This window comes from Streptomyces sp. NPDC017890 (assembly GCF_044328675.1).
Classification (GTDB): domain Bacteria; phylum Actinomycetota; class Actinomycetes; order Streptomycetales; family Streptomycetaceae; genus Streptomyces.
In genome coordinates this window covers 298,015-321,349 of record NZ_JBIRHU010000004.1, presented here as the reverse complement: position 1 = coordinate 321,349, position 23,335 = coordinate 298,015, and the positions used below count along the sequence as shown (strand labels likewise).

Annotated in this window: 24 protein-coding genes and 1 pseudogene; 12 read left to right on the top strand and 13 right to left on the bottom strand. The window is 70.9% G+C overall.

Annotation, left to right across the window (positions count from 1 at the left end):
* Window positions 1-247: 247 nt before the first annotated feature.
* Entirely contained in the window at window positions 248-1,033 is a 786-nt protein-coding gene (nagB, locus tag ACH4F2_RS07970) for a glucosamine-6-phosphate deaminase (protein WP_398131824.1), read from the bottom strand.
* A gap of 143 nt (window positions 1,034-1,176) precedes the next feature.
* Window positions 1,177-1,938 (bottom strand): SDR family oxidoreductase, encoded by a 762-nt coding sequence (locus ACH4F2_RS07965; RefSeq protein WP_398131823.1) that lies wholly within the window; start codon window positions 1,936-1,938, stop codon window positions 1,177-1,179.
* A 97-nt stretch (window positions 1,939-2,035) separates the two neighbouring features.
* Between ACH4F2_RS07965 and ACH4F2_RS07960 the strand changes: the two genes are divergently transcribed.
* A complete protein-coding gene (locus tag ACH4F2_RS07960) occupies window positions 2,036-2,680 on the top strand; it encodes a TetR/AcrR family transcriptional regulator (protein WP_398131822.1) in 645 nt (214 codons plus the stop codon).
* A 415-nt stretch (window positions 2,681-3,095) separates the two neighbouring features.
* Entirely contained in the window at window positions 3,096-4,571 is a 1,476-nt protein-coding gene (locus tag ACH4F2_RS07955; RefSeq protein ID WP_398131821.1) for a sensor histidine kinase, read from the top strand.
* 217 nt (window positions 4,572-4,788) lie between these two features.
* Here ACH4F2_RS07955 and ACH4F2_RS07950 read toward each other — a convergent pair whose 3' ends face one another.
* Both ACH4F2_RS07950 and ACH4F2_RS07945 read right to left on the bottom strand, forming a co-directional pair.
* Window positions 4,789-5,046 carry a WhiB family transcriptional regulator gene (locus ACH4F2_RS07950; protein WP_003973730.1) on the bottom strand — a complete coding sequence of 86 codons (258 nt, stop codon included), beginning with the start codon at window positions 5,044-5,046 and terminating at the stop codon, window positions 4,789-4,791.
* A gap of 321 nt (window positions 5,047-5,367) precedes the next feature.
* Window positions 5,368-6,336 (bottom strand): diacylglycerol/lipid kinase family protein, encoded by a 969-nt coding sequence (locus ACH4F2_RS07945; protein WP_398131820.1) that lies wholly within the window; start codon window positions 6,334-6,336, stop codon window positions 5,368-5,370.
* Between the two features lie 147 nt (window positions 6,337-6,483).
* On the opposite strand from ACH4F2_RS07945, the gene ACH4F2_RS07940 reads away from it, so the two are divergent.
* Window positions 6,484-6,930 (top strand): hypothetical protein, encoded by a 447-nt coding sequence (locus ACH4F2_RS07940; RefSeq protein ID WP_398131819.1) that lies wholly within the window; start codon window positions 6,484-6,486, stop codon window positions 6,928-6,930.
* 72 nt (window positions 6,931-7,002) lie between these two features.
* On the opposite strand, the gene ACH4F2_RS07935 is transcribed toward ACH4F2_RS07940, so the two are convergent.
* The 3 genes from ACH4F2_RS07935 to ACH4F2_RS07925 all read right to left on the bottom strand — a co-directional run bounded on the left by ACH4F2_RS07935 (window position 7,003) and on the right by ACH4F2_RS07925 (window position 9,000).
* Window positions 7,003-8,079, bottom strand: a complete 1,077-nt coding sequence (locus ACH4F2_RS07935; protein WP_398131818.1) for an RNA polymerase sigma factor SigF — start codon at window positions 8,077-8,079, stop codon at window positions 7,003-7,005.
* Window positions 8,076-8,489, bottom strand: coding sequence for an anti-sigma regulatory factor (locus tag ACH4F2_RS07930; protein ID WP_003973726.1), 414 nt, complete (start codon window positions 8,487-8,489; stop codon window positions 8,076-8,078). Before ACH4F2_RS07930 ends, ACH4F2_RS07935 begins: the two co-directional genes overlap by 4 nt.
* A gap of 250 nt (window positions 8,490-8,739) precedes the next feature.
* A complete protein-coding gene (locus ACH4F2_RS07925; RefSeq protein WP_398131817.1) occupies window positions 8,740-9,000 on the bottom strand; it encodes a UBP-type zinc finger domain-containing protein in 261 nt (86 codons plus the stop codon).
* Window positions 9,001-9,061: 61 nt separating this feature from the next.
* Here ACH4F2_RS07925 and ACH4F2_RS07920 point away from each other — a divergent pair, with 61 nt between their 5' ends.
* Entirely contained in the window at window positions 9,062-10,654 is a 1,593-nt protein-coding gene (locus ACH4F2_RS07920) for a Na+/H+ antiporter (RefSeq protein WP_398131816.1), read from the top strand.
* Window positions 10,655-10,740: 86 nt separating this feature from the next.
* Here ACH4F2_RS07920 and ACH4F2_RS07915 read toward each other — a convergent pair whose 3' ends face one another.
* Together ACH4F2_RS07915 and ACH4F2_RS07910 are read right to left on the bottom strand one after the other, a co-directional pair.
* Window positions 10,741-11,652: a 1-aminocyclopropane-1-carboxylate deaminase/D-cysteine desulfhydrase gene (locus ACH4F2_RS07915; protein ID WP_398131815.1), complete on the bottom strand. Its 912-nt coding sequence runs from the start codon at window positions 11,650-11,652 to the stop codon at window positions 10,741-10,743.
* Window positions 11,653-11,688: 36 nt separating this feature from the next.
* Window positions 11,689-12,267 (bottom strand): N-acetylmuramoyl-L-alanine amidase, encoded by a 579-nt coding sequence (locus ACH4F2_RS07910; RefSeq protein WP_398131838.1) that lies wholly within the window; start codon window positions 12,265-12,267, stop codon window positions 11,689-11,691.
* A 328-nt stretch (window positions 12,268-12,595) separates the two neighbouring features.
* Here ACH4F2_RS07910 and ACH4F2_RS07905 point away from each other — a divergent pair, with 328 nt between their 5' ends.
* The 6 genes and pseudogenes from ACH4F2_RS07905 to ACH4F2_RS07880 all read left to right on the top strand — a co-directional run bounded on the left by ACH4F2_RS07905 (window position 12,596) and on the right by ACH4F2_RS07880 (window position 18,873).
* Window positions 12,596-14,002, top strand: a complete 1,407-nt coding sequence (locus tag ACH4F2_RS07905; protein WP_398131814.1) for a family 2B encapsulin nanocompartment shell protein — start codon at window positions 12,596-12,598, stop codon at window positions 14,000-14,002.
* An 87-nt stretch (window positions 14,003-14,089) separates the two neighbouring features.
* On the top strand, window positions 14,090-15,250 hold the full coding sequence (locus ACH4F2_RS07900; protein WP_398131813.1) for a family 2 encapsulin nanocompartment cargo protein polyprenyl transferase: 1,161 nt from the start codon (window positions 14,090-14,092) through the stop codon (window positions 15,248-15,250).
* A gap of 314 nt (window positions 15,251-15,564) precedes the next feature.
* A pseudogene (locus ACH4F2_RS07895) lies at window positions 15,565-15,984 on the top strand (hypothetical protein).
* Between the two features lie 93 nt (window positions 15,985-16,077).
* Complete coding sequence (locus tag ACH4F2_RS07890) at window positions 16,078-16,662, top strand: dihydrofolate reductase family protein (RefSeq protein WP_398131812.1); 585 nt, start codon at window positions 16,078-16,080, stop codon at window positions 16,660-16,662.
* Window positions 16,663-16,696: 34 nt separating this feature from the next.
* The gene (locus ACH4F2_RS07885; protein WP_398131811.1) at window positions 16,697-17,329 is read left to right on the top strand and encodes an ATP-binding cassette domain-containing protein; all 633 of its coding nucleotides are present in this window, start codon (window positions 16,697-16,699) and stop codon (window positions 17,327-17,329) included.
* Window positions 17,326-18,873 carry a hypothetical protein gene (locus ACH4F2_RS07880; RefSeq protein ID WP_398131810.1) on the top strand — a complete coding sequence of 516 codons (1,548 nt, stop codon included), beginning with the start codon at window positions 17,326-17,328 and terminating at the stop codon, window positions 18,871-18,873. Before ACH4F2_RS07885 ends, ACH4F2_RS07880 begins: the two co-directional genes overlap by 4 nt.
* Window positions 18,874-19,047: 174 nt before the next feature.
* Here ACH4F2_RS07880 and sodN read toward each other — a convergent pair whose 3' ends face one another.
* On the bottom strand, window positions 19,048-19,443 hold the full coding sequence (sodN, locus tag ACH4F2_RS07875; protein WP_064729779.1) for a superoxide dismutase, Ni: 396 nt from the start codon (window positions 19,441-19,443) through the stop codon (window positions 19,048-19,050).
* Window positions 19,444-19,588: 145 nt separating this feature from the next.
* Between sodN and sodX the strand changes: the two genes are divergently transcribed.
* Window positions 19,589-20,020: a nickel-type superoxide dismutase maturation protease gene (gene sodX / locus ACH4F2_RS07870; protein WP_398131809.1), complete on the top strand. Its 432-nt coding sequence runs from the start codon at window positions 19,589-19,591 to the stop codon at window positions 20,018-20,020.
* Here sodX and ACH4F2_RS07865 read toward each other — a convergent pair.
* Window positions 19,930-20,553: a CGNR zinc finger domain-containing protein gene (locus ACH4F2_RS07865; protein WP_398131808.1), complete on the bottom strand. Its 624-nt coding sequence runs from the start codon at window positions 20,551-20,553 to the stop codon at window positions 19,930-19,932. The genes sodX and ACH4F2_RS07865 overlap by 91 nt on opposite strands.
* Window positions 20,554-20,653: 100 nt before the next feature.
* On the opposite strand from ACH4F2_RS07865, the gene ACH4F2_RS07860 reads away from it, so the two are divergent.
* Window positions 20,654-21,436 carry a class I SAM-dependent methyltransferase gene (locus tag ACH4F2_RS07860; protein ID WP_398131807.1) on the top strand — a complete coding sequence of 261 codons (783 nt, stop codon included), beginning with the start codon at window positions 20,654-20,656 and terminating at the stop codon, window positions 21,434-21,436.
* Between the two features lie 156 nt (window positions 21,437-21,592).
* Here the strand turns inward: ACH4F2_RS07860 and ACH4F2_RS07855 are convergent, their stop codons facing one another.
* Both ACH4F2_RS07855 and ACH4F2_RS07850 read right to left on the bottom strand, forming a co-directional pair.
* Window positions 21,593-22,366 (bottom strand): amino acid ABC transporter ATP-binding protein, encoded by a 774-nt coding sequence (locus ACH4F2_RS07855; protein ID WP_398131806.1) that lies wholly within the window; start codon window positions 22,364-22,366, stop codon window positions 21,593-21,595.
* Window positions 22,363-23,301: an amino acid ABC transporter permease gene (locus ACH4F2_RS07850; protein WP_398131805.1), complete on the bottom strand. Its 939-nt coding sequence runs from the start codon at window positions 23,299-23,301 to the stop codon at window positions 22,363-22,365. Before ACH4F2_RS07850 ends, ACH4F2_RS07855 begins: the two co-directional genes overlap by 4 nt.
* Between the last annotated feature and the right edge of the window lie 34 nt (window positions 23,302-23,335).

Sequence of the window (23,335 nt, the reverse complement as noted above, 5' to 3'; positions counted from 1 at the left end):
GGCCCCCCCCCCCGGGGGGGGGGGGCGCCCCCCCCGGGGGGGGGGGGCCCCGGGGGGCCCCCCCCCCCCCCCGGGGGGCCCCCCCCCCCCCCCGGGGGGGGCCGCCCCCCCCCCCCGGCCACACCGGACCGTCCGGGCGCTCGGCGCGCTGCTCGCCGGAGACGGTGAAGGGCGCCGTCCACCGGGACGGCGCCCTTCACGCACACTGCTGTCCGGTCCCGAGGGACCGGGTGGGATCAGGGTGGGATCAGATGCCCTGCCAGTCCGGCTTGTGGGCATACGTGTGCCGGAAGTAGTCGGCGAGCTTCAGCTTGGAGGCCGCGGCCTCGTCGACGACGACCGTGGCGTGCGGGTGGAGCTGGAGCGCGGACGCCGGGCACACGGCCGCGACCGGTCCCTCGACACTCGCGGCCACCGCGTCCGCCTTGCCCTCGCCGGTGGCGAGCAGTACCAGGTGCCGGGCCTCCAGGATGGTGCCGATGCCCTGCGTGATCACGTGGTGCGGCACCTGGTCGATGTCACCGTCGAAGAACCGCGCGTTGTCGACGCGGGTCTGCTCGGTGAGCGTCTTGATCCGGGTACGCGAGGCGAGCGAGGAGCACGGCTCGTTGAAGCCGATGTGCCCGTCCGTCCCGATCCCCAGCAACTGGAGGTCGACCCCGCCGGCCCCGCCCAGCGCCTTGTCGTACGCCTCGCACGCGCCCTGCACGTCCGCCGCCGTGCCGTCGGGGCCCATGAACGCGTCCATGCCGAGGCCGAGAGGTTCGAGCACCTCGCGCCGCAGCACCGAGCGGTACGACTCCGGGTGCTCCGCCGGCAGCCCCACGTACTCGTCGAGCTGGGCGATCCGCGCCCGCGCGGTGTCCACGGCGCCCGAGCGCACCTTCGCCGCCAGCGCCTCGTACACCGGTAGCGGCGTGGAGCCGGTGGCCACCCCGAGCAGGGCGTCGGGCTTGCGTCGCAGCAGCTGCGCCATTGCGTCGGCTATCAGTTCGCCGCCTGCCCTGGCGTCCGGAACGATGACAACTTCCACGCTTGCCTGCCGTTTCGAAGAGGGGACTCACCCGGGGTCCGGGACTGGCCATGTGGTTTAGACCAATCTAACAGAGCCGGGCCCCGCGGGCGCGTCGAAACGGTCACGCGGTGCGACGGGGCGGCGGTGGCCTCACGCCGGTGTCATGTCAGCGAACCTCCCGTCGCGTCCACCCAGCTCCCCGTGACCCACCTGCCTCCGTGCGAGGCGAGGAACGCGACCACGTCGGCCACCTCGGCCGGCGCCCCCACCTTGCCCAGGGCGGAGAGTGCCGCCGCCCGGTCCCAGCCGTCCGCGCTCCCGTGCAGCAGCTCGGCCGTGTTGTCCGTGTCGATGATCCCGGGCGCCACCGAGTTCACCGTGATGCCGCGGGTGCCCAGGACTTTGGAGAGGTCACGCGAGAACACGTCCAGCGCGCCCTTGGTCATCGCGTACGCCATGTTGTCCGGCATCACCGCGGTACGGGCCAGCCCCGAGGAGATGTTGACGACCCGGCCGCCGTCGCGCAGCCGCTCCATGCCGTGCTTGAGGATGAAGAACGGCGCTTTCACGTTGACCGCGAAGACGGCGTCGTACTCCTCCTCGGCTATCTCTCGGATGGGGCGCGTGTTGCCGATCCCGGCGTTGTTCACCAGGACGTCCAGCCCGTCGGCGTGCCGGTCGAACTCCTCCCACAACGCCTCGGCCGCCCCGGGGGCGCGCAGGTCCGCCCGGATCGCGAACGCCGAGCCGCCCGCCGCCTCGATCGCGGCGACCGTCTCCTTCGCCGCCGTTTCATTCCTGCCGTAGTGCACGGCGACGCGTGCGCCGTCCCGCCCCAGCCGCTCCGCGATCCCTCGCCCGATGCCCCTGCTCGCCCCCGTGACGAGAGCCGTCCGGCCCGCGAGTGCCCCCTGCACGCCCATGTCGGCGCCCCCTCCGAAATTAACTAGTGGTCGCTACAGAAAGGACCGTACAACAGGCCGGCGTCATTTCTCTAGTGCTCGCTATAAAATGCACTCCATGGTGAGCAGCGAGAAGACCGGACAGGCGGGCGCCCCGGCTCGCGGTGCCGCGGCCAGGACCCGTGGCCGCCCCCGCTCCTTCGACCGCGCGACGGCCCTGGAAAAGGCGCTGATGGCCTTCTGGGAGCACGGGTACGAGGCCACGTCGGTCTCGGACCTCACCCGGGCCATGGACATCGGCGCCCCGAGTCTGTACGCCGCCTTCGGCGACAAGCGCTCGCTCTTCGAGGAGGTCGTCCAGGAGTACGGCGTGCGGTACGGCTCCTTCGGTACCCGCGCCTTGGCCGAGGAGCCGACCGCCCGGGCGGGGGTGGAGCGGATGCTGCGCGAGGCCGCCGCCGAATACACGGCCCCCGGCCGGCCGCACGGTTGCCTCGTCATCCACGCGGCCGCCAACTGCTCGACCTCCGAGGTCGAGGAGTCCCTGCGCGAGCGGCGCAACGCCAACATCGCCGGGATCGAGGACCGGATCGGCGCCGACGTCGCCGCGGGGGCGCTGCCGCCGGACACTGACGCGGCCGCTCTCGCCCGGTTCACCGGCGCCATGATCCAGGGCATGTCCCAGCAGGCGCGTGACGGTGCGAGCCGGGCGGAGCTGGAGGCGCTCGCGGAAATTGCCCTGGCCGTCTGGCCCCGTGTGTGAGCCAACAGGGTTAGGCTTTGGCCGACTGCTCGGATGTCCGAGCAGCCGACGGACGCGACGACGACAAACTCCCGCCCACTACATGGACACGGCGAGTGGTCTAGTCCACAATAGCCACTGAGACACTTGCCGTGACCTTCGTACGACGTGATCGTCAGGCTTCCGCCTTCCCCGCACAGGAGGGCGGACCGAGGAACCGGAGCTCTCTGCCCTGACTGCCCCGGCTCCTCATCCTTCGGCCGACCGGGACCGCACACCCCACGGCCGTTGTTGCTCCGGGCTGCGGTGCCGGGAGGGCTGAGGGTCCCTCTCAGGCGCCGCGGCCCGCGGGTGTTCCAGGGCGGATCCGGCACCGGCGACGGTGCGACCCGGCTGGTTTCGAGCGCTGTCCGTACCGCCAGGTACGCTCAGCCACGTGCCCTCCATGAACGAACTCGTACGCCAGCACACAGCACTCGACGACTCCGACCTCGAGTGGCTCCACCTGCTGGTCTCGGAGTGGCAGCTCCTCTCCGACCTCTCCTTCGCCGACCTGGTCCTGTGGGTCCCCACCCGCGACGGCACGCGTTACGTCTCCGTCGCCCAGATGCGCCCCAACACCGGACCCACCTCGTACCAGGACGACATGGTCGGCCACCTCGTTCCGCGCGGCCGGCGCCCCATGCTGGACGCCGCCCTGGACGAGGGCCGGATCGTGCGGGAGGGCGACCCCGAGTGGCGAGAGGAGGTCCCGGTCCGCGTCGAGTCCATCCCCGTACGACGTCAGGGGCGCGTCCTGGGCGTCATCGCCCGCAACACCAACCTGCTCACCGTCCGGACCCCGAGCCGCCTGGAACTCACGTATCTGCAGAGCGCTTCGGACCTCGCGCAGATGATCGCGGCCGGCGCCTTCCCGTTCGAGAACCAGCAGGTCGACATGGACGCCTCGCCCCGTGTCGGTGACGGCCTGATCCGGCTCGACGCGGACGGCATCGTCCAGTACGCCTCTCCGAACGCGCTGTCGGCGTACCACCGCATGGGTCTCGCCGCCGACCTGGTCGGCCATCACCTCGGCCGGACCACCGCCGAACTCGCGCCGTCGCGCGGACCGGTGGACGAGGCGCTCGCCAAGGTGGCCAGCGGCTGGGCGCCGCGCGAGTTCGAGATCGAGGCGCACGACGGGGTGATCCAGTTCCGCGCCATCCCCCTCAAGCCCAAGGGCACCCGCATCGGTTCGCTGGTGCTCCTGCGCGACGTCACGGAACTGCGCCGCCGTGAGCGTGAGTTGATCACCAAGGACGCCACCATCCGGGAGATCCACCACCGGGTGAAGAACAACCTCCAGACGGTGGCGGCACTGCTGCGCCTCCAGGCCCGGCGCATCGAGTCCGACCGGGGCCGCGAGGCGCTGGAGGAGGCTGTACGCCGGGTCGGGTCGATCGCGATCGTGCACGAGACGCTGTCCCAGAACCTGGACGAGCGCGTGGAGTTCGACGAGATCGCCGACCGTGTGCTGGCGATGGTGGCGGAGATCTCGCCGGGCAAGGTCACCGGCCGGCGCACCGGTCGCTTCGGCATCCTGGACGCCGAGGTCGCGACCCCCTTGTCGATGGTGCTGACCGAGGTTCTGCAGAACGCTCTGGAGCACGGATTCCGCGAGGGCGACACCGGCACGGTCGAGGTCTCCGCGGTCCGTGGCGGTACGACGAAGGAGGCCCGGCTCCTCGTCACCGTCCAGGACGACGGTGTCGGTCTGCCCGAGGACTTCGACCCGCACCGATCCGGCAACCTCGGACTGCAGATCGTCCGCACCCTGGTCGAGGGGGAGCTGGGCGGCGCCTTCGACATGGTCCCGGCGCCGGAGCGCGGCACCCGGGTGATCCTGGACATCCCGGTGCCCACGGCGAAGTAGTCGGCGCCCGCGGGGGAGCAGGCCGCGGGGCCGGACAGCAAAAGCCGGACAGCAAAAAGCCCCGGACCGGTGAAGGTCCGAGGCCAGTGCTCGTGCGATCGCATCGGGGTACTGCGTGCTGCGGCTCGGGAGCGGGGGGTTGCGTACTCGCTGTCTACGAAGTAATGCCGTCAGGCACACGCGCCGCCAAGCTCAGGCTGTCAGCAGGGGTGGATGGTCAGGCGGAGGCCTGACGAGCCCGGTTGCGGGCGGCACGGCGCTTCATTGCGCGGCGCTCGTCCTCGCTGAGACCACCCCAGACGCCGGAGTCCTGGCCGGACTCGAGCGCCCACTGCAGGCACTGCTCCATGACAGGGCAGCGACGGCAGACGGCCTTGGCTTCCTCGATCTGCAGCAGCGCAGGACCGGTGTTGCCGATGGGGAAGAAGAGCTCGGGGTCTTCCTCGCGGCAAACGGCGCGGTGACGCCAGTCCATGGCTGCTACCTCTCCTTGGTATTACATGCAGGGATGCTTGTGAATGTGAACGCTTTCACGAATCCCTCAACAAGGGAAGGGCCTACCGCCAGGTTGCCCGGGCGTGGTCCTGTGGTTTGAAGAGGGGTTCTGGTGATCTGTGGAGGCCGGTGTTGCGGGCCGTCCCGATCGCCAAGTAGAGACTCGCAAACCTCGGCGGCGGATACAACCCCTTCCGGAAAGTTTTTTTAGATTCTGCGGTGTCGACTAGGTCACAGCCGTACTTCCATGGGGTGGACCCTGGTCTAAACGTTCGAGTGAAAGGACTTTCGCCCCTTCTGCTCACACAATCACACGCAGTGCACGACGAACGCCTGTGAACGTCACGCTTGTCCGCAGCCCCAGGTGGTCACCGTCCATCTGGAGGGGGAGCGGCACCTTCGAATGCAAGGTGAACTCGGTCATATCGTGCAGGGAGACGGCGTGCCGGCCCCGGGGGCCGCGCTCGGGGGACGAAGTGAGCAACTGGGTGCCATACCGGGCGACCGCCGCCGCCGACAGGCGCCTGAGGCCGAAGACGTCGAGCCCGGTGTCGAACGAGGCCCTGGGCGACGCGTAGATCGGACGGTTGCCGAGAAACGTCCAGGGGCAGGTGTTCGAGACTATGGACAGCACCAGATCCGTGACCGGGTCCTCGCCGGCCCGCTCCAGGGTGATCGTTCCGCTGCGACGGTGCGGCTCACCGATGAGCGCGCGCACCACCTGGCGGACGTAGAGGGCGTGTGTCGACTTCTTGCCGCGCTCGCGGTGCTGCTCGACCCGGCCGACCACGCCGGCGTCGAAGCCCAGTCCGGCGTTGAAGGTGAACCAGCGGGCCGGGACCGCCTCGTCCTCCGAGCCCGGCGTACCCGAGGCCAGGCCCAGCCCGACGGTCCGCTCGCTGCCCTCACGCAGTGCGTCCAGCAGGGCCCCGGTCGCCTCCACTGCGTGGTTGGGCAGTCCGAGGGCGCGGGCGAAGACGTTGGTGGAGCCACCGGGCACCACCGCGAGACCGGGCAGGTGCTCCGGGTCGGGGCCGGCGTGCAGCAGACCGTTGACGACCTCGTTCACCGTGCCGTCACCGCCGAGGGCCACCACCAGGTCGATGTCGTCGCTCCGCGCCGCCTGCCGTCCGAGGTCGCGGGCGTGACCGCGGTACTCGGTGGTGACCGCCTCGAGCTTCATCTCGCTCGCCAGGGCGTGGATCAGCACGTCGCGCGTACGCGCACTCGTGGTGGTTGCCGCCGGATTGACCACGAGAAGTGCACGCATGGTCTGCAGGGTACCTACTGGGTGGTACCCGGCCCAGTCCGAGGTGGAGATCGCCGCGGGCGCGGGGTGGCGCGTGACACGCCGGATCGTGTGCGGTGCGCCGGACGCGCCCACGGGACCCGGTGCGCCGAGGGCTACCCTTCAGGGGTGAGCAGTGACCAGAAACCCACCCCCGTAGCCGCCGAAGAGGCGGGCCCCCGTCCCGGCCGGCTGACCGCCGCGGCCGCGCTGGCCGCACTGGAGGGGCTGGCGCTCGTCGTCGGTGGCGCCTGGATGCTGGTGGGCGGTCTCACCGGCCACCCCGACGACCGGACCTCGGCCATCACCGGCGGCATCACCCTGATCGTTCTCGCCCTGCTGCCGCTGCTCGCCGCCCGCGGACTGATCGGCCGACGGGGCTGGAGCCGTGGGCCCGCCGTCATCACGCAGATCATGGCGCTGCCGGTGGCCTACAACCTGCTGCAGGCCGACAGTGTGGCCATCCCGGCGGGCATCGTGCTCGGGGTCGTGGCCGTCACGGCGCTCGTGCTGCTCGTGAACCCCGCAACCACCCAGGCCCTCGGCATCCGGGGACCCAGGAGCGCCGAGAAGTGACCGCTGCCCGACGGTGACCGGACGGGACAACGGTCCGGTCGTCTTCGGGCGGCCCGGCTGCTCCTTGACCGGTTACTCCTCGACCAGCAGCTTCTCCCGCAGCTGTGCCAGCGTTCGCGCCAGCAGCCGCGACACGTGCATCTGCGAGATGCCGACCTCCTGCGCGATCTGCGACTGGGTCATGTTGCCGAAGAAGCGCAGCAGCAGGATCCGCTTCTCGCGCGGAGGCAGGTCCTCCAGCAGCGGCTTGAGCGACTCCCGGTACTCGACACCCTCCAGGGCCTCGTCCTCGGCGCCGAGGGTGTCCGCGACCGCCGGGGACTCGTCGTCGGTGTCCGGGACGTCCAGGGACAGCGTGGAGTAGGCGTTGGCCGACTCCAGACCCTCCAGGACCTCCTCCTCCGAGATCGCCAGCTTCTCGGCGAGCTCGTGGACCGTGGGGGAACGGCCGTGCAGCTGCGAGAGCTCCGCCGTGGCCGTGGTCAGGGCCAGCCGCAGTTCCTGCAGCCGGCGCGGGACGCGCACCGCCCATCCCTTGTCCCGGAAGTGCCGCTTGATCTCGCCGACGACCGTCGGCGTCGCGTACGTGGAGAACTCCACACCGCGGTCCGGGTCGAACCGGTCGACCGACTTGATCAGCCCGATGGTGGCGACCTGGGTGAGGTCGTCCAGGGGCTCACCGCGGTTGCGGAAGCGGCGCGCGAGGTGCTCGACGAGCGGCAGATGCATGCGGACCAGCCGATTGCGCAGTTCCGCGTACTCGGGGCTGTCCTTCTCCAGCGTGCGCAGCTCGGCGAACAGGAGACGCGCCCCGCTGCGGTCCTGCGGGTCGTGCCGCGTGCCTCGTGCCCCCGGCGCGCCGTCCTCGGAGTGTCGCTCGTGCTCGCTCATCGTCCCGCCCGTTGCCCTTTCCCGAGCCCGCGCCTCCGCTCGGACGGGCCGGACGGGATTGCCCCCGGTCCGCTGCCCGTCGCCCGGGAGGACGGCCTCGGGCGAGGTCTCGTCCTCCGGATGCGGCCGGGCCTGCTCGGGGATGCCGTCGATGCCGTCCGCCATGCGTCGGGCCTCGTTCTCAGAACGTGTGCCCTCGGCCGGCAGCTCCCCTGTCCCGCGCTCTTCGTCCCGCACCGGCCCGTCCCCGTTCCTCACGTCGGCCCGGGTCCCGCGCCGCGCTGTTTGTAGAGGCTGATCGAAACGGTTTTGTCCTCGTCCACGGCGGAGGAGACCTTGCCGGCGAGAGCGGACAGCACGGTCCACGCGAAGGTGTCCCGCGAGGGGGCGTGGCCGTCCGTGGTCGGCGCCGAGACGGTGACCTCGAGCGAGTCGTCGACGAGGCGGAATACACAGCTGAGCACCGAGCCGGGCACGGCCTGCTGAAGCAGGATCGCGCAGGCCTCGTCGACTGCGATGCGCAGGTCCTCGATCTCGTCGAGGGTGAAGTCCAAACGGGCTGCGAGGCCGGCCGTCGCCGTACGCAGCACCGACAGGTAGGCACCCGCGGCCGGCAGCCGGACTTCGACGAAGTCCTGGGTCGCGGGCTCGCCTGCGATCTGGGACACCCTCACCTCCAAGGTGGTACAAGCGTTACAGGGCCGAGGGTCGCCCCTCGGGGTAACGCGACACGTGGTTCAGCGGTGACGTTATCGCGCTCCGAAGTTTCCTGTCCCCGAGACCCCAACCCCTTGCTGTCACTCATAGTAAACACATGAACACGCACAGTGGCTAGGGGTTCGGCGGGCCCAAATCGGAAGAGCGCGCGCCGGGTTGACGTACCCAGGCGTCAGACGGTCGAACCGTCCCGGGAAGAGGTCACACGAGGACGTGGTCGACGAAGCACCAGCGCCAGTTCTCCCCGGGCTCGAAGGTGCGCATCACAGGATGGCCGGTGTCCTTGTGATGCGCCGTCGCGTGCTGCCTCGGCGAGGAGTCGCAGCAGCCGACGTGACCGCAGACGAGGCACAGCCTCAGCTGCACCGGATCCGTGCCCTCGGCCAGACACTCCGGGCAGGTCTCGGTCCGCGGCGGCGGTTCCGGGTGCGGCAGCACGTCGGCGTGCGTGCACTGTTTCATGATTGCCAGGTTACGTCGGGTGTGCGGAAGGCCGCGCGGAAAACGAGGGCGGGCGAGGACGATGGACGTGATGCCGCTGCTGTTGCTGGTGGCGGGCAGCGCCGCGGTCGCCGCGGCGGGGCGGCGCGTGCCGGTGCCGCCGCCGCTGCTGCTGGTCACGGCGGGCCTGGCGGTGAGCTACGTACCCGGCGTGCCCGACTACACCCTCGACCCGCACATCGTCCTGCCGCTGCTGCTGCCCCCACTGCTCCACACGGCGGCCACCGACAGCTCCTACCTCGACCTGCGGGCCCAGATCCGGCCCGTGGCGCTGCTCTCCGTGGGCTACGTGCTCTTCGCCACCTTCGTCGTCGGCTGCGCCGCGTACCTGATCGTGCCCGGCCTGCCGCTGACCGCGGCCCTGGTGCTCGGTGCGGTGGTGGCACCGCCGGACGCCGTCGCGGCCACGGCGGTCGCGCGGCGCGTGGGGCTGCCCTCCCGGATCACCACGATCCTCCAGGGAGAGTCCCTGGTGAACGACGCCACCGCGATCACCGCCTTTCGGGTGGCGCTCGCCGCGGCGGTCGGTGAGGGCGCCACGTGGGCCGGTGGGATCGTGGAGTTCCTGATCGCGGCCATCGGCGGCGTCGGCGTCGGACTGGTGCTGATGGTGCCGCTCCACTGGCTGCGCACGCACGTGAGGGAGGCGCTCCTGCAGAACACGCTCTCCCTGCTGATCCCGTTCGTGGCCTACGCCGTCGCCGAGCAGGTGCACGCGTCGGGGGTGCTCGCGGTGGTGGTCGTCGCGCTCTTTCTCGGCCATCGCGCGTGGGAGGTCGATTTCGCCACCCGTCTCCAGGAGGAAGCGGTGTGGAAGATGGTCGCGTTCGTCCTGGAGTCGGCCGTGTTCGCCCTGATCGGGCTCCAGCTGCCCGTCGTCCTCAGGGGGCTCGGGGCGTACGAGGGCGCCGACGTCGCCTGGTACGCGGTCGCCGTCTTCGTGGTGGTCGCCGTGGCGCGATTCGTGTGGGTGTATCCGGCGACCTTCCTGCCGCGGCTGTCGGCACGCGTGCGCGCGCGAGAGGGGGACCTCTCCTGGAAGGGGCCGTTCGTGATCGGCTGGGCCGGGATGCGGGGCGTGGTCTCGCTGGCGATCGCCTTCTCCATTCCGCTCACCGTGCACGGCGGCGAACCCTTCCCCGAGCGCGACCTCATCCTGTTCCTCACCTTCACCACGGTCATCGGCACGCTCGTCGTCCAGGGCGTCACCCTGCCGCCGCTGATCCGCCTGCTGAAGTTCCCCGCACACGACGTACAGGCAGAGACCCTGGCGGAGGCCAATGCCCAGGCACAGGCCTCCCGCGCCGCCGAGCAGCGCCTGGACGATCTCCTCGCCGACGAGCGCAATGCCCTGCCGGCCCCGCTGGCCGACCGCCTCCGGACGGTCCTGGAGCGTCGCCGCAACGCCGTCTGGGAACGGCTGGGGCAGGCCAACCCCGTCACCGGCGAGACCGTCGACGACACCTACCGGCGGCTGTCCCGGGAGATGATCGGCGCCGAGCGGGAGGTCTTCGTCCGGCTGCGGGACGGCCGCTACATCGACGACGAGATGCTGCGGACGCTGCTGCGCCGGCTGGACCTGGAGGAGGCGGCGGCGTACCGGGAGCCGGCGTAGAGGCCGGCGGGCCGGGCCGCCGGGCATGCCGGTCCTGTGCCGGCGAGGCCGGACGCGGCGGCCCCGTGGCATCCGAAGGGGTCTGCTCAGGGAAAGGGGCGGCCGGTGACGACCGCCGTCAGGGTCGTCCCACGGGGGAAGGCGCCCTCCTGGGTGAGGGTGAGCACGGCGTGGAGCATCTTGGCGACATACAGGCGCTCCACGGGGAGGCCGTGGCGGTGCTCGAAGTCCTCGGCGAAGGAGTCGAGCTCGGGAGTGGTGCGGGCGTAGCCGCCGCCGTGGAAGCGGTCGTCGAGGCTCCAGGTGCCGCGGGGCCCTCCGAACGCGCGGTCCTGGAGGCGCCGTATGTCGTCGGCCAGGAAGCCGCCCTTGAGCACCGGTATCCCGAGCGCGCTGCGGCCCGGGGAGAGGCCTGCGGCCAGACCGGCGAGCGTGCCGCCGGTGCCGCAGGCGAGAGCGACCACGTCGGTGTGTTCGCCCAGTTCCTCGCCGAGCGCCCGACAGCCGCGGACGGCCTCCGCGTTGCTGCCGCCCTCGGGGACGACGACCGCGTCCTCGGCGTCCGCCGAGCGCAGGAGGGCCGCCAGAATCGCCGGTTCGGTCTTGCGACGGTACGTCGAGCGGTCGACGAAGTGCAGCCGCATGCCGTCGGCCGCACACCGGGACAGAGAGGGATTGAGCGGCCGGCCGGCCAGTTCGTGACCGCGTACCACGCCCACCGTGGACAGACCGAGCAGCCGGCCGGCGGCGGCCGTGGCGCGCAGGTGGTTGGAGTAGGCGCCGCCGAACGTGACGACGGTACGGCCGTCCGCCGTGGCGAAATTCGGCGCGAGTTTGCGCCATTTGTTGCCGACCAGCTCGGGATGGATGAGATCGTCCCGCTTGAGCAGCAACCGGACACCATGACGCTCGAACCGCCCGTCGGCGACCTCCTGCAACGGTGAGGGCAGGCGGGGGCGCAGGGAGGCGGGGTCCAAGGCGGTGTCGGTGCCGTTCACTCTCCCATTGTCACGCCGCCGCGCGCGGCGCGCGGGTCACTTCAGCCGGTCGCGGATCCGCCCCCGCATCGACGCCATCGTGAACCCCCGCGGATCGACCTTCCCCGGCTGCCATTCGAGGTGGCCGATGACGGATCGTTCATTCCACCCGTGGTGGCGGCAGACCGCCGCGGCGGCCCGCTCGATCGCCTCCAGTTGCGCCGCCGGCCAGGGATCGTCGCCGTCGCCCAGGTTCTCGCACTCGAAGCCGTAGAAGTGCCGGTTGCCGTCGGTGTTCGTCTCGTTGTCCCGGGGCAGCCCCTTCTCCGCGATCACCGCGCGCAGGACGTCGTCGTCGCCGAGCCCGGCGTGGTTGGCCCTGCCGTACCCGACCAGGTGGACCTTGCCGTCCTTGGTGATGACCCCGTGGCACAGCGGCCCCGGCAGGCCCTCGTATCCCTTGCGGCAGATCTCGACGGTCCGTTTGCTGCCCTTGGTGACCGTGTGGTGGATCATCACGCCGTGCACGGGCCCCCAGGGGCCCTTGTGGTTGCGGTTGTGGTCCCGCCAGTCGCCGACCTGGACGACGGTGAGGCCCTCTGACTTCAGTGCCTTGAGGAAACTGCTCGCGGACATGGGTGAGGCCACGGCCGACTCCTTCACGCTGTGCGACGACCGCACGGCGCGACCGTCTCGTACCGTGCTTGTACCGAAACGGACTGCTCCCTAGTACTTGTTCGAGCCGTGTGCGATCCGATCCGGACAATCCTGTCCCGGCCAACAGTTTCGAACAGGACCGGGCAAGACGCCGAGACGTTGAACAGGCCTTCGTACCTGCCCCGGTCTCCGGTGATCCATTCCCGCTCGTTCGGGTAATAGCACCGGCACGTTCCGTGAGAAAGGCTGGTGCCCGCACAACGATGCCGGGCACAGTCGTTCGGCACGACCGGGAGGGCAATTCCTTATGTCGGTAGGCGAAGAGGTCCGCACCGAGCAGACCAGGCCGCAGCAGAGTCTCGGCACGGCGGCCGCGCGGAACCTGGCCACCACGACCAAGTCCGTTCCTCAGATGCAGGAGATCAGCTCCCGCTGGCTGCTGCGCACGCTCCCCTGGGTGGACGTCCAGGGCGGTACGTACCGGGTGAACCGGCGTATGACCTTCGCCGTCGGCGACGGCCGGGTGACGTTCGTGAAGACCGGCGACCGCGTCGAGGTCATCCCCGCCGAGCTGGGCGAGCTGCCGGCCCTGCGGTCGTACGAGGACGAGGAGGTGCTCTCGGAACTCGCGCAGCGCTGTGAGCAGCGGGAGTTCGGCCCCGGTGAGGTGATCGTCTCGTTCGGTGGCCAGGCCGACGAGGTCTACCTGCTGGCGCACGGCAAGGTGGAGAAGGTCGGCACCGGCCCCTACGGCGACGACGCGGTGCTCGGCGTCCTCGCCGACGGCGCCTACTTCGGCGACCAGGCGCTGCTCGACGGGGACGCCATCTGGGAGTACACCGCCCGCACCGTCACCGCCTGCACGGTGCTGGTGCTGCCCCGCCAGCAGGTGGAGCAGATCGCGGAGCGCGCGGACTCCCTGCGCACGCACCTCGAGGAGCGGCGCTCGATCCCCCGGCAGCGCACCAACAAGCTCGGCGAGAAGGCCATCGACCTCTCCGCCGGCCACAGCGGCGAGCCGGACATCCCGCACACCTTCGTCGACTACGAGGCCCGGCCCCGTGAGTACGAGCTGAGCGTCGCCCAGACCGTGCTGCGCATCCACTCGCGCGTGGCCGACCTCTACAACCAGCCGATGAACCAGACCGAGCAGCAGATCCGGCTGACCGTCGAGGCGCTGAAGGAGCGACAGGAGCACGAGCTGGTCAACAACCGCGAGTTCGGTCTGCTGCACAACTGCGAGTACGACCAGCGGATCCAGCCGCACGACGGCGTGCCCGGCCCGGACGACCTGGACGAGCTGCTCAGCCGCCGCCGCGGCACCAAGCTGCTCCTCGCCCACCCGCGTGCGATCGCCGCCATCGGACGCGAACTCAACAGGCGCGGACTCGTCCCCGAGACCATCGACATCGCCGGCAACCGCATCCCGACCTGGCGCGGTGTGCCGATCTACCCGTGCAACAAGATCCCGGTCACCGAGGCCCGTACGTCCTCGATCATCGCGATGCGCACCGGCGAGCAGGATCAGGGCGTCATCGGCCTGCGCGCCACCGGCCTCCCGGACGAGATCGAGCCGAGTCTGTCGGTGCGCTTCATGGGCATCAACGAGCAGGCCATCATCAAGTACCTGGTCACGGCCTACTACTCGGCCGCGGTCCTCGTGCCGGACGCACTCGGCGTCCTGGAGAACGTCGAGATCGGCCGCTGGCAGTGACGCCAGTCTCCCGCACGCCGTGTCCCCGCCCTTCCCGGCGGGTACACCCCGGGGGTACGGAGGTGCGCTTATGGGGGAGGTGAGTCCATGACAGAGGCTCGGCACGGCGCCGGCGAGACGCTCCGCCCCACCGGGACGCTGGAGAGGCACGAGCCCATCGGCACGCAGCGGGAGAAGGAGCCGGGGACGACATCCGACGGGCGGGGGGCGACGGTGTCCGACGGGTACGAGGCCGCGGGGCTGCTGCGGGAGTCCCGGGCGTCGGTCGACCCGGAACTGCGGTCCGCCATCGTGTCTCTGCCCGCCTCGATGCGCCGGGTCGCGCTCTACCACTTCGGGTGGGAGCACGCGGACGGCACACCCGCGGAGGGCAACGCGGGCAAGGCGATCCGCCCCGCTCTCGTACTCACCTCGGCCGCCGCGCTCGGCGGTGCCGGGGCCAGGGCGGGGGCGGTGCGGGCCGCGGCGGCGGTGGAGCTCGTCCACAACTTCACGTTGCTCCACGACGACGTGATGGACCGTGACGCCACCCGGCGCCACCGGCCGACCGCGTGGACCGTGTTCGGCGACGCCGACGCGATCCTCGCGGGGGACGCACTCCAGGCGCTGGCCCTGCGGCTGCTCGCGGCGGACCCGCACCCGGCGTCCGCGGCGGCGGCCGCCCGGCTCGCCGACTGCGTCATGGAGCTGTGCGAGGGCCAGCACGCGGACACGGCCATGGAGCGGCGCGCCCCGGGCGACGTCACCCTCGACGAGACGCTCGCCATGGCCGAGGCCAAGACGGGCGCCCTGCTGGGATGTGCCTGTGCCCTCGGCGGGCTGTACTCCGGTGCCGCCGACGAGGACGTCGAGGCCCTGGACGCCTTCGGCCGCGAGGCGGGACTCGCCTTCCAGCTCATCGACGACGTCATCGGCATATGGGGCGACCCGCGCCGTACCGGTAAGCCGGCCGGTGCGGACCTGGCCGCCCGCAAGAAGTCACTGCCGGTGGTCGCCGCCCTCACCTCCGGCACCCCGGCCGCCGCCGAACTCGCCGAGCTGTACGCGGCGCCGTACGACGAGGGCAGGGAGGACCTGGAGCGCACCGCACTGGCCGTGGAGCGGGCGGGCGGCCGGGACTGGGCGCAGGCCCAGGCGGCCGACCGGATGGCGAGGGCCATGCAGGAACTGGCCCGGGCGGTGCCCGATCCGGAGGCCGCGGGCGGACTGCTCGCGCTGGCCGAGTTCGTGACCCGGCGCAGCACCTGACGGCCCCCTGGCCGGCCCGGCGAGAGCGGAACGCCCGGCCGGCCACGCATGACCCCGGAGCCCGTGCAGGACCGTACGGACCTGACCGACGTACGGCCGCACCGCCAAGGGCTCCGGTCAGGCGGGTCCCGCACTTCCCCACGGTGTGCGGGGCCCGCCCCCTTCTCACGGTGTGGGGCCGCCGCCGGAAGATACCTCCCGCCTTCCGCCTTCCGCCTCCCCTCGTCTCCCGCCTCCCGCCGTCCGTCCAAGCGCAGCGGCTAGGCTCAACCGCCTTACACGCGAGCGATGTTGAGCCGAAGGGGCGGACGGGCATGAGAGTGGTGATCCGGAAGGCGGGGGAGGAGGACCGGGAGCTGGTCGTCGGGCTGCTGGACGAGGCCTTCCAGGACGATCCGGTGAGCAGCAGGGTCTTCCCCGACGAGGAGCACCGCCGCCGGACCCATCACCGGCTCATGGCCGCCTTCACCGATGCCGTGCTCGCCGGCGGGTGCTTCGACCACCGAGGACGGCGCGGCCTGCGCGCTGTGGCTGCCCGTGACCGCTGCGACCGCGAGGCGCTGCCCGCCTGTCCGGAGGCGAGCAGCGCCCGCAGCCTGGGGCTGTACGAACGCCTCGGCTTCACGTTCACCGGCCGGGCCCTGGATCTGCCGGACGGCCCCCGGACGTGGCCGATGCGGCGCGAGCCGCAGCCGGTGGCGGCCGCCCGGCCACGGCGACTGTCCGACCGTTGACGCCGATCCGGGAGCGCGCCGGCCAAACCCGTCGACTACACCACTACGTGTGGAGTACTATGAATGAAGTGGTCTAAGACGAAGGGGACTGGTTTGCGCAAGCTCACGTATTTCATCGCCTGCTCGATCGACGGCTTCATCGGTGGCCCGGACGGTGACGCGTCCTTCATGGTGCCGTTCGTCGACGAGGAGTTCCTCGCGTTCCTGACGTCGGAGTACCCGGAGACGCTGCCGACCCACGGCCGTCGGCCCCTCGGGATCGACGACCTGCCGAACAAGCGGTTCGACACGATCATCCAGGGCAGGGCCAGCTACGACCTGGCCCTGAAGGAGGGCATCACCAGCCCCTACGCCCATCTGCGCGAGTACGTGGCCTCGCGCACGCTCACGGAGTCACCCGACCCGAACGTGGAGATCATCCGGGCGGACCTGGCCGGCAAGGTCCGCGCACTGAAGGCGGAGGACAGCGCCTTCGGCATCTACCTGTGCGGCGGCTCGGCCGTCGCCGGCGAGCTGATCGACGAGGTCGACGAACTGGTCATCAAGACGTACCCGGTGGTGCTGGGCGCGGGCATGCCGATGTTCGGCTCCGGCTTCCAGATCTCCGAGTTCGTTCCGGAGACGATGCGGACCTTCGGCAACGGCGTCGTGGTACGGACGTACGACAGGAAGCGCTGAGTCGACGGCCGTGGTCGGGATACCTGGAGCGGATGTGACCGATGTTCCGCTGCTCGCGGCAGACGGCGCGACGGTCGCGCTGGACGACACCACGTTGCTCGCGCCCACGACGTTCGCCGTGCGGCCGGGCGAGGTCTGGTGTGTCACGGGAGGCAACGGTTCCGGGAAGACCACGCTCCTGCGCGCCTTCCTGGGCAGCCGCAGCCTCACGGCAGGTACGTGTTCGGTGGCGGGGGAGCCCGCCGACATGGCGAAGCCGTCGCACCGGCGGCTCGTGGCGTCGCTCGTCGAACCGATCCCCGTCGCCCGCGACATGACGCTTCGCGAGCAGGTGACACTGATCGCCGCCTCCTGGTACGGCAATGCTCCGCACACCACCGAACGCGCGGAGCGGGTCATGGACCGGCTGGGGCTGTCCTCGCTGGGCGAGCGGTTTCCCCATCAGGTCTCGTCCGGGCAGTCGCAACTCTTCAGCCTCGCCCTGACCCTGGTCCGCCCCGCCGGCGTCGTACTGCTCGACGAGCCCGAGCGGCACCTCGACAGCCACCGCGTCGACCTGATGGCCGCGTTGCTCACCGAGCGGGCGGAGCAGGGCACCGCGTTCCTGGTCGCCACCCACGAGCCCGCGCTGGTGAACGCGTGCCACGGCCGCGTGGAGCTCGGATGACGACCCGGAACGCCGTGGCGCCCGGCGCGGACGCCCAAGACCGCGTCGCCGCCGTACGGCACCGGTACGCTCGCCGCGGTGACCGTGCCACGGTGCGCGGCCGCGCTTACACCGTCTACCTCACAGCCCTGTTCGGCGTCTTCTTCCTGGCGCCGGCCGTGCACGCCGCGAGCACGTCCCCGGCGCTCGTCTCCGTGGGACCTCTGGCCGAGGCGACGCCCGTGGCGTGCGCGTCGGCGGTGACGGCGTGCTGGGGGGCCCAGCTCGCCGGCCGGTTCTGGGGGCCGCTGGTGCTCCAGCCCTTCGTACTGCACGTGTTCATGTCCACCGACCTGTCCCCGGCGTACTACCTCGGCACGATGGCCCGGCGGCGAATGGTGTACGCGGGCGCGGCGACGCTGCTGTCGGCGTGCACGGCGGTGTATCTCACGACCGACCTGTTCCGTCGTCTCGACACCGGGGCGCAGGGGCTCGCGGTCGCCGTGGGGCTCAGTGCGCTCGCCGCGGTGGCCTGGTTGTGGGGTCAGGTGCGAGGGGCGCCCGACAACCTCGTGCTCGCTTCCGCCGCGGGCGCCGTGGCGCTGGTCGTGGCGGCGTCGAGCCACATGGCGGCTCCGGACGGCGGGGACGGCCTCTGGTTCGTCGCCGGCGTGCTGGTGGCCACGTCCGCACCCCTCGGGTGGGCGGCCCTCCGGGCGATCCGGACGGCAGACCTGGCAAGACTCGCCCGCGAGTCGGCGCGTGCCTCCCAAGCCCAGGCATACGTGCTGACGGGTACGCTCCACCACGCGCTCGACCTGTACCGGCCGGAGCCGCGCGGGCTCACCACGGCTCTGGCCCGTCCGGACGGACGCCTTCGCGGCCATCTCGCCCAGGGGGCGGTCCGAGCGCTGCGAACGCCCGGTCGTGCGACAGCGGCCGTGCTGCTCCTGCCGGCCGGTGGTGCCGCGCTGACGGTCGGGACGGCCGGATCGGGAGGCGGCCCGGCCCTGTTGTCGTGGGTGGCTGGATCAGTCTGTGTGTACCTGGGAGCCGGCTGGGTGAGCGAGACATGGCGCGGACTGCGCGACGAGTTGGCCCTGCCCCCGCTGTTCGGTGAGCGGTGGGGCGGGGTGCTCGCTCGCACGCTCTCCTGGCCCGTCGCCGCAGTAGTGGCAGGAACCTGCCTGGGAGGCGGCCTTGCGATCGTGATCGCTTGGCCGCTGCACAGCGGACGCCTGACGGACACGGCCCTGCTCGGCACGGGATCGGTGGTTCTGGTCCTCGCCGCCAGGTTCCTGCGTGAGATGAAGCTGCACCTGCCGCTCTCACTGCTCCTCCCCGTCGTCACGCCCTTCGGCGACCTCTCCGGGCTGATGATCGCGGCCTGGCAGTTCGACGGAGTCGTCGCGGTGCTGATCGGCGTCGCCGTGATGGACGCGGCCCCGTCCGCGCCCGGTGCTGCGGCATTCGCGCTCGCCGTGGCCGCCTGCTGCGTCTGGACGGGTCTGCGTCGGACGGGATGGGCGCACCGGGGGCTGCTCTCCCGCCTCAGGCGGGTGTGAGGGGCGGCGGCCTCACGCCGCGGGCCCACGTCCACCCGCCGTCCACCCGCGCGACCCCGGAAAAGGACCGCACCCGGACCGTCGTGGACGCCGTGCTCGGCGTACCGCGGACCGGGTGCGGACCGGAAGACCGTGCGACCAAAGAAACCGCAGGTCAAGCGGCATGATCGAGGATCAGGCCTTCTTGGTCTCCCAGAAGATCTTGTCGATCTGGGCGATGTAGTCCAGGGCCTTCTGGCCGGTCGCCGGGTCGGTCGAGCCCTTGGCCGCGGACAGGGCCTTCAGGGTGTCGTTGACCAGCTGGTGCAGCTCCGGGTACTTCTCGAAGTGCGGGGGCTTGAAGTAGTCGCTCCACAGCACGGAGACGTGGTGCTTCGCGAGCTCGGCGCGCTGCTCCTTGATGACCGTGGCGCGGGCCTGGAAGTGCGGGTCGTCGTTGCCGGCCATCTTCTCCTGGACGGCCTTCACCGACTCCGCCTCGATGCGGGCCTGGGCCGGGTCGTACACGCCGCAGGGCAGGTCGCAGTGGGCGCTGACCGTGACCTTGGGGGCAAACAGGCGGGAAAGCATGCAGCGTTCCTTCCTCGTGATCGTCTTCTCAGGGGGGACATTACTCCCTGGGAGGCGCGTTTTCGCGAGTGCCCCCGTGGGCTTAGGACAAAAGTCCGGGGTGAGACTGAGACTGGTGGAGGAAAGACCGGGGAGGTGCCGGGTCATGCCGGAGCAGTTGTCGCAGGAGACCGAACGCGCGAGAGGGGCCCTGCCCTTCGGACCGGCCGAGGTGACCGGGCCGTCGATGGTGCCCACGCTGCACCACGGGGACGTGCTCCTGGTGCACTGGGGGGCCAGGGTCCGGCCGGGTGACGTGGTGGTGCTGCGGCATCCCTTCCAACAGGACCTGCTCGTGGTCAAACGGGCCGTCGAGCGGCGCGGTGCCGGCTGGTGGGTGCTCGGGGACAACGCGTTCGCGGGCGGGGACAGTACCGACTACGGGGCCGTCCCCCAGGAGCTGGTGCTCGGCAGGGCGCGGCTGCGGTACCGGCCGCTGAGGCCGGGTCAGCGCTCGCCGCTCGCCGTGGTCCGCTGGGCGCTGTCGGCGCTCAGGCCGGTGGCCCGGTCCGCCTCCAGGCGCTTGCGGGCCCGGTAGGCCGCCACGTTGGCGCGGGTGGCGCAGCGGTCGGAGCAGTAGCGCCGGGAGCGATTGGTGGACGTGTCCAGGTAGGCGTTGCGGCAGGGGGCCGCCTCGCACAGGCCCAGGCGGTCCACGCCGTACTCGGTGAGGTGGAAGGCCAGGCCCATCGCCGCGATGGCGGCGAAACCGGCGGTCGCGTTGGACGGATGGTCCGCCAGGTGCATGTGCCACAGCGGGCTGCCGTCGTCGTCGCGGTGGTCGTGGCCGGAGATCTGCGGGCTCACCGGGAACTCCAGCAGGAGGGAGTTCAGAAGGTCCACGGCAAGGGTCTCGTCGCCGCCGTCGGCCGCCTCGAAGACCGCCCGCAGCCGCCCCCGCACCGAACGGAACCGGGTCACGTCGGCGTCCGTGGCACGCCGGGCCGCGGACTGGTTGGCGCCGAAGAGCTCACGGACGGCCTCGACCGAGGTCAGGGAGTCCTGCCCCCGGACCGGTTCCTCGGTGTTGACGAGACGAACGGCGTAATCCGAGTAATAGGCCAGTTCCACTTGTAGTCCTTACGGAGGGGCTCTATGGTCGTGCCTGCGGTCAGGTAACAGCTGATCGTGCTTACAGGGTATTACGTCACGCACATGACGGAGGGGCTCGATGACGGACGCGGACATCACCATCACCACCACCACGACCGCCACCGACTGGCATGCCTGGCAGGTCAGCTGGGACCGGCAGCAGGAGTGGTACATGCCGGACCGCGAGGAACGCTTCCGGATCATGCTGGACATGGTCGAGGCCCTGGTCGGTCCCGCACCGCGCGTGCTCGACCTCGCCTGCGGCACCGGGACCATCACGGCCCGGCTGCTCGCCCGGTTCCCGGATGCCACCAGCACCGGCGTGGACCTCGACCCCGCGCTCCTCGCCATCGCCGAGGGCACCTTCGCGGGCGACGAGCGGGTCCGTCTGGTCAGCGCCGACCTCAAGGACCCCGACTGGACGGCGAAGCTGCCGTACGACTCCTACGACGCCGTCCTGACCGCCACGGCCCTGCACTGGCTCCACGCCGAACCCCTCGCGGCCCTCTACGGTCGGGTCGCGGAACTGGTCCGCGACGGCGGTGTCTTCATGAACGCGGATCACATGATCGACGAGACGACTCCCAGGATCAACGCGGCCGAGCGTGCCCAGCGGCACGCGCGGATGGAGGCAGCCAAGTCGCAAGGTGCGCTCGACTGGACCGAGTGGTGGCAGCTCGCCGCCGAGGACCCGGTCCTCGCCGGGCCCACCGCCCGACGCTTCGAGATCTACGGCGAGCACGCCGACGGTGACATGCCCTCGGCGGCGTGGCACGCGCGCGTGCTGCGCGAGAAGGGTTTCGGCGAGGCGCGGCCGGTGTGGTGCTCGCCCTCGGACACGCTGCTGCTGGCGGTCAAGTAACGGGGCGGCGGATACGGCCCGTACGCCGCGGGCGGGCAGCGGCCCACCCCGAGCTGAGCTCCGGGGCAGCGACCCACCCCCGGCTGCGCTCCGGGGACAACCCGAAGGGGGCGGTACAGAGATCCGTACCGCCCCCTTCGCCGTGCCCGCGGGCGTTCAGAGGACCTTGGACAGGAACGCCTTCGTCCGCTCGTGCTGCGGGTCCGTCAGGACGTCGCGGGGGTTGCCCGACTCGACCACCACGCCGCCGTCCATGAAGACCAGGCTGTCGCCGACCTCACGGGCGAAGCCCATCTCGTGGGTGACGACGACCATCGTCATACCGGACTCGGCGAGGTCGCGCATGACGTCGAGGACGTCGCCGACCAGCTCCGGGTCCAGGGCCGAGGTCGGCTCGTCGAACAGCATCAGCTTCGGGTCCATCGCCAGGGCCCGGGCGATCGCCACCCGCTGCTGCTGGCCGCCGGAGAGCTGCGAGGGGTAGTTGCCCGCCTTGTCGCCCAGGCCCACGCGCTCCAGGAGCTGCCGTGCCCGCTCCCTGGCCTGGGTCTTGCCCACGCCCTTGACCTGTACCGGCGCCTCCATGACGTTCTCCACGGCCGTCATGTGCGGGAACAGGTTGAAGCGCTGGAAGACCATGCCGATGTCCCGGCGCTTGAGGGCGACCTCGCTGTCCTTGAGCTCGTAGAGCTTGTCGCCCTTCTGGCGGTAGCCGACCAGCTCGCCGTCGACGTAGAGCCGGCCGGCGTTGACCTTCTCCAGGTGGTTGATGCAGCGCAGGAAGGTCGACTTGCCGGAGCCGGAAGGGCCGATGAGGCAGAACACCTCGCCGGACTTCACCTCCAGGTCGATGCCCTTGAGGACCTCCACGGCGCCGAAGGACTTGTGGACGCCCTCGGCCTTGACCATGGCGGGGGAGGACTGCGTCATGCCGTGACTCCCTTCGGGCGGCGCGTGGGCAGGACAGCCGCCTTGAAGCGCTGCAACGGCGTCGGCGGCAGGGTGCGGCTGGAACCGCGGGCGTAGTACCGCTCGACGTAGTACTGCCCGACGCTCAGGATCGAGGTCATGATCAGGTACCAGGCGGCGGCGAGGAAGTACATCTCCACCGTCGAGCCCGCGCCCTGCCCGATGTCCTGAGCCTGCTTGAAGAGGTCGGCGAACTGCACCGCCGAGACCAGCGAGGTGGTCTTCAGCATGTTGATGACCTCGTTGCCCGTGGGCGGCACGATCACGCGCATCGCCTGCGGGATCACGATCCGGCGCAGCGTCTTCGCCTGGCTCATGCCGAGCGCGTGCGACGCCTCCGTCTGGCCCTCGTCGACCGAGAGCAGGCCGGCGCGGCAGATCTCGGCCATGTACGCGGCCTCGTTGAGCCCCAGGCCGAGCAGCGCCGTCAGCAGCGGCGTCATGAACGAGGACCAGTAGTCCTTGTAGACCGGACCCAGGTTGATGTACTCGAACACCAGGCCGAGGTTGAACCAGACGAAGAGCTGGACCAGGACCGGGGTGCCGCGGAAGAACCAGATGTAGAACCAGGCGATCGACGAGGTCACCGGGTTCTTCGACAGGCGCATCACGGCGAGCAGGATGCCGCCGGCGATGCCGATCGCCATCGACAGCACCGTCAGGAGCAGGGTGTTCCAGACGCCCTTGAGGATGCGGTCGTCGAAGAAGTACTCGGGGATCGCGCCCCAGTTGATGTTGCCCTGCGCGAAGGCGTAGACGACCGCGCCCAGGAGGGCGAGTGCGACGGCCGCGGACACGTACCGCCCCGGGTGCCGGACCGGGATGGCCTTGATGGCCTCCGGCCCGGCGGGGGGCGTCGCGTCGGGACCGTCCGTCTTGCTGACGTCAACAGTCACGGGTGGAGCCTTTCAGAGCCGAGTCGAACAGGGC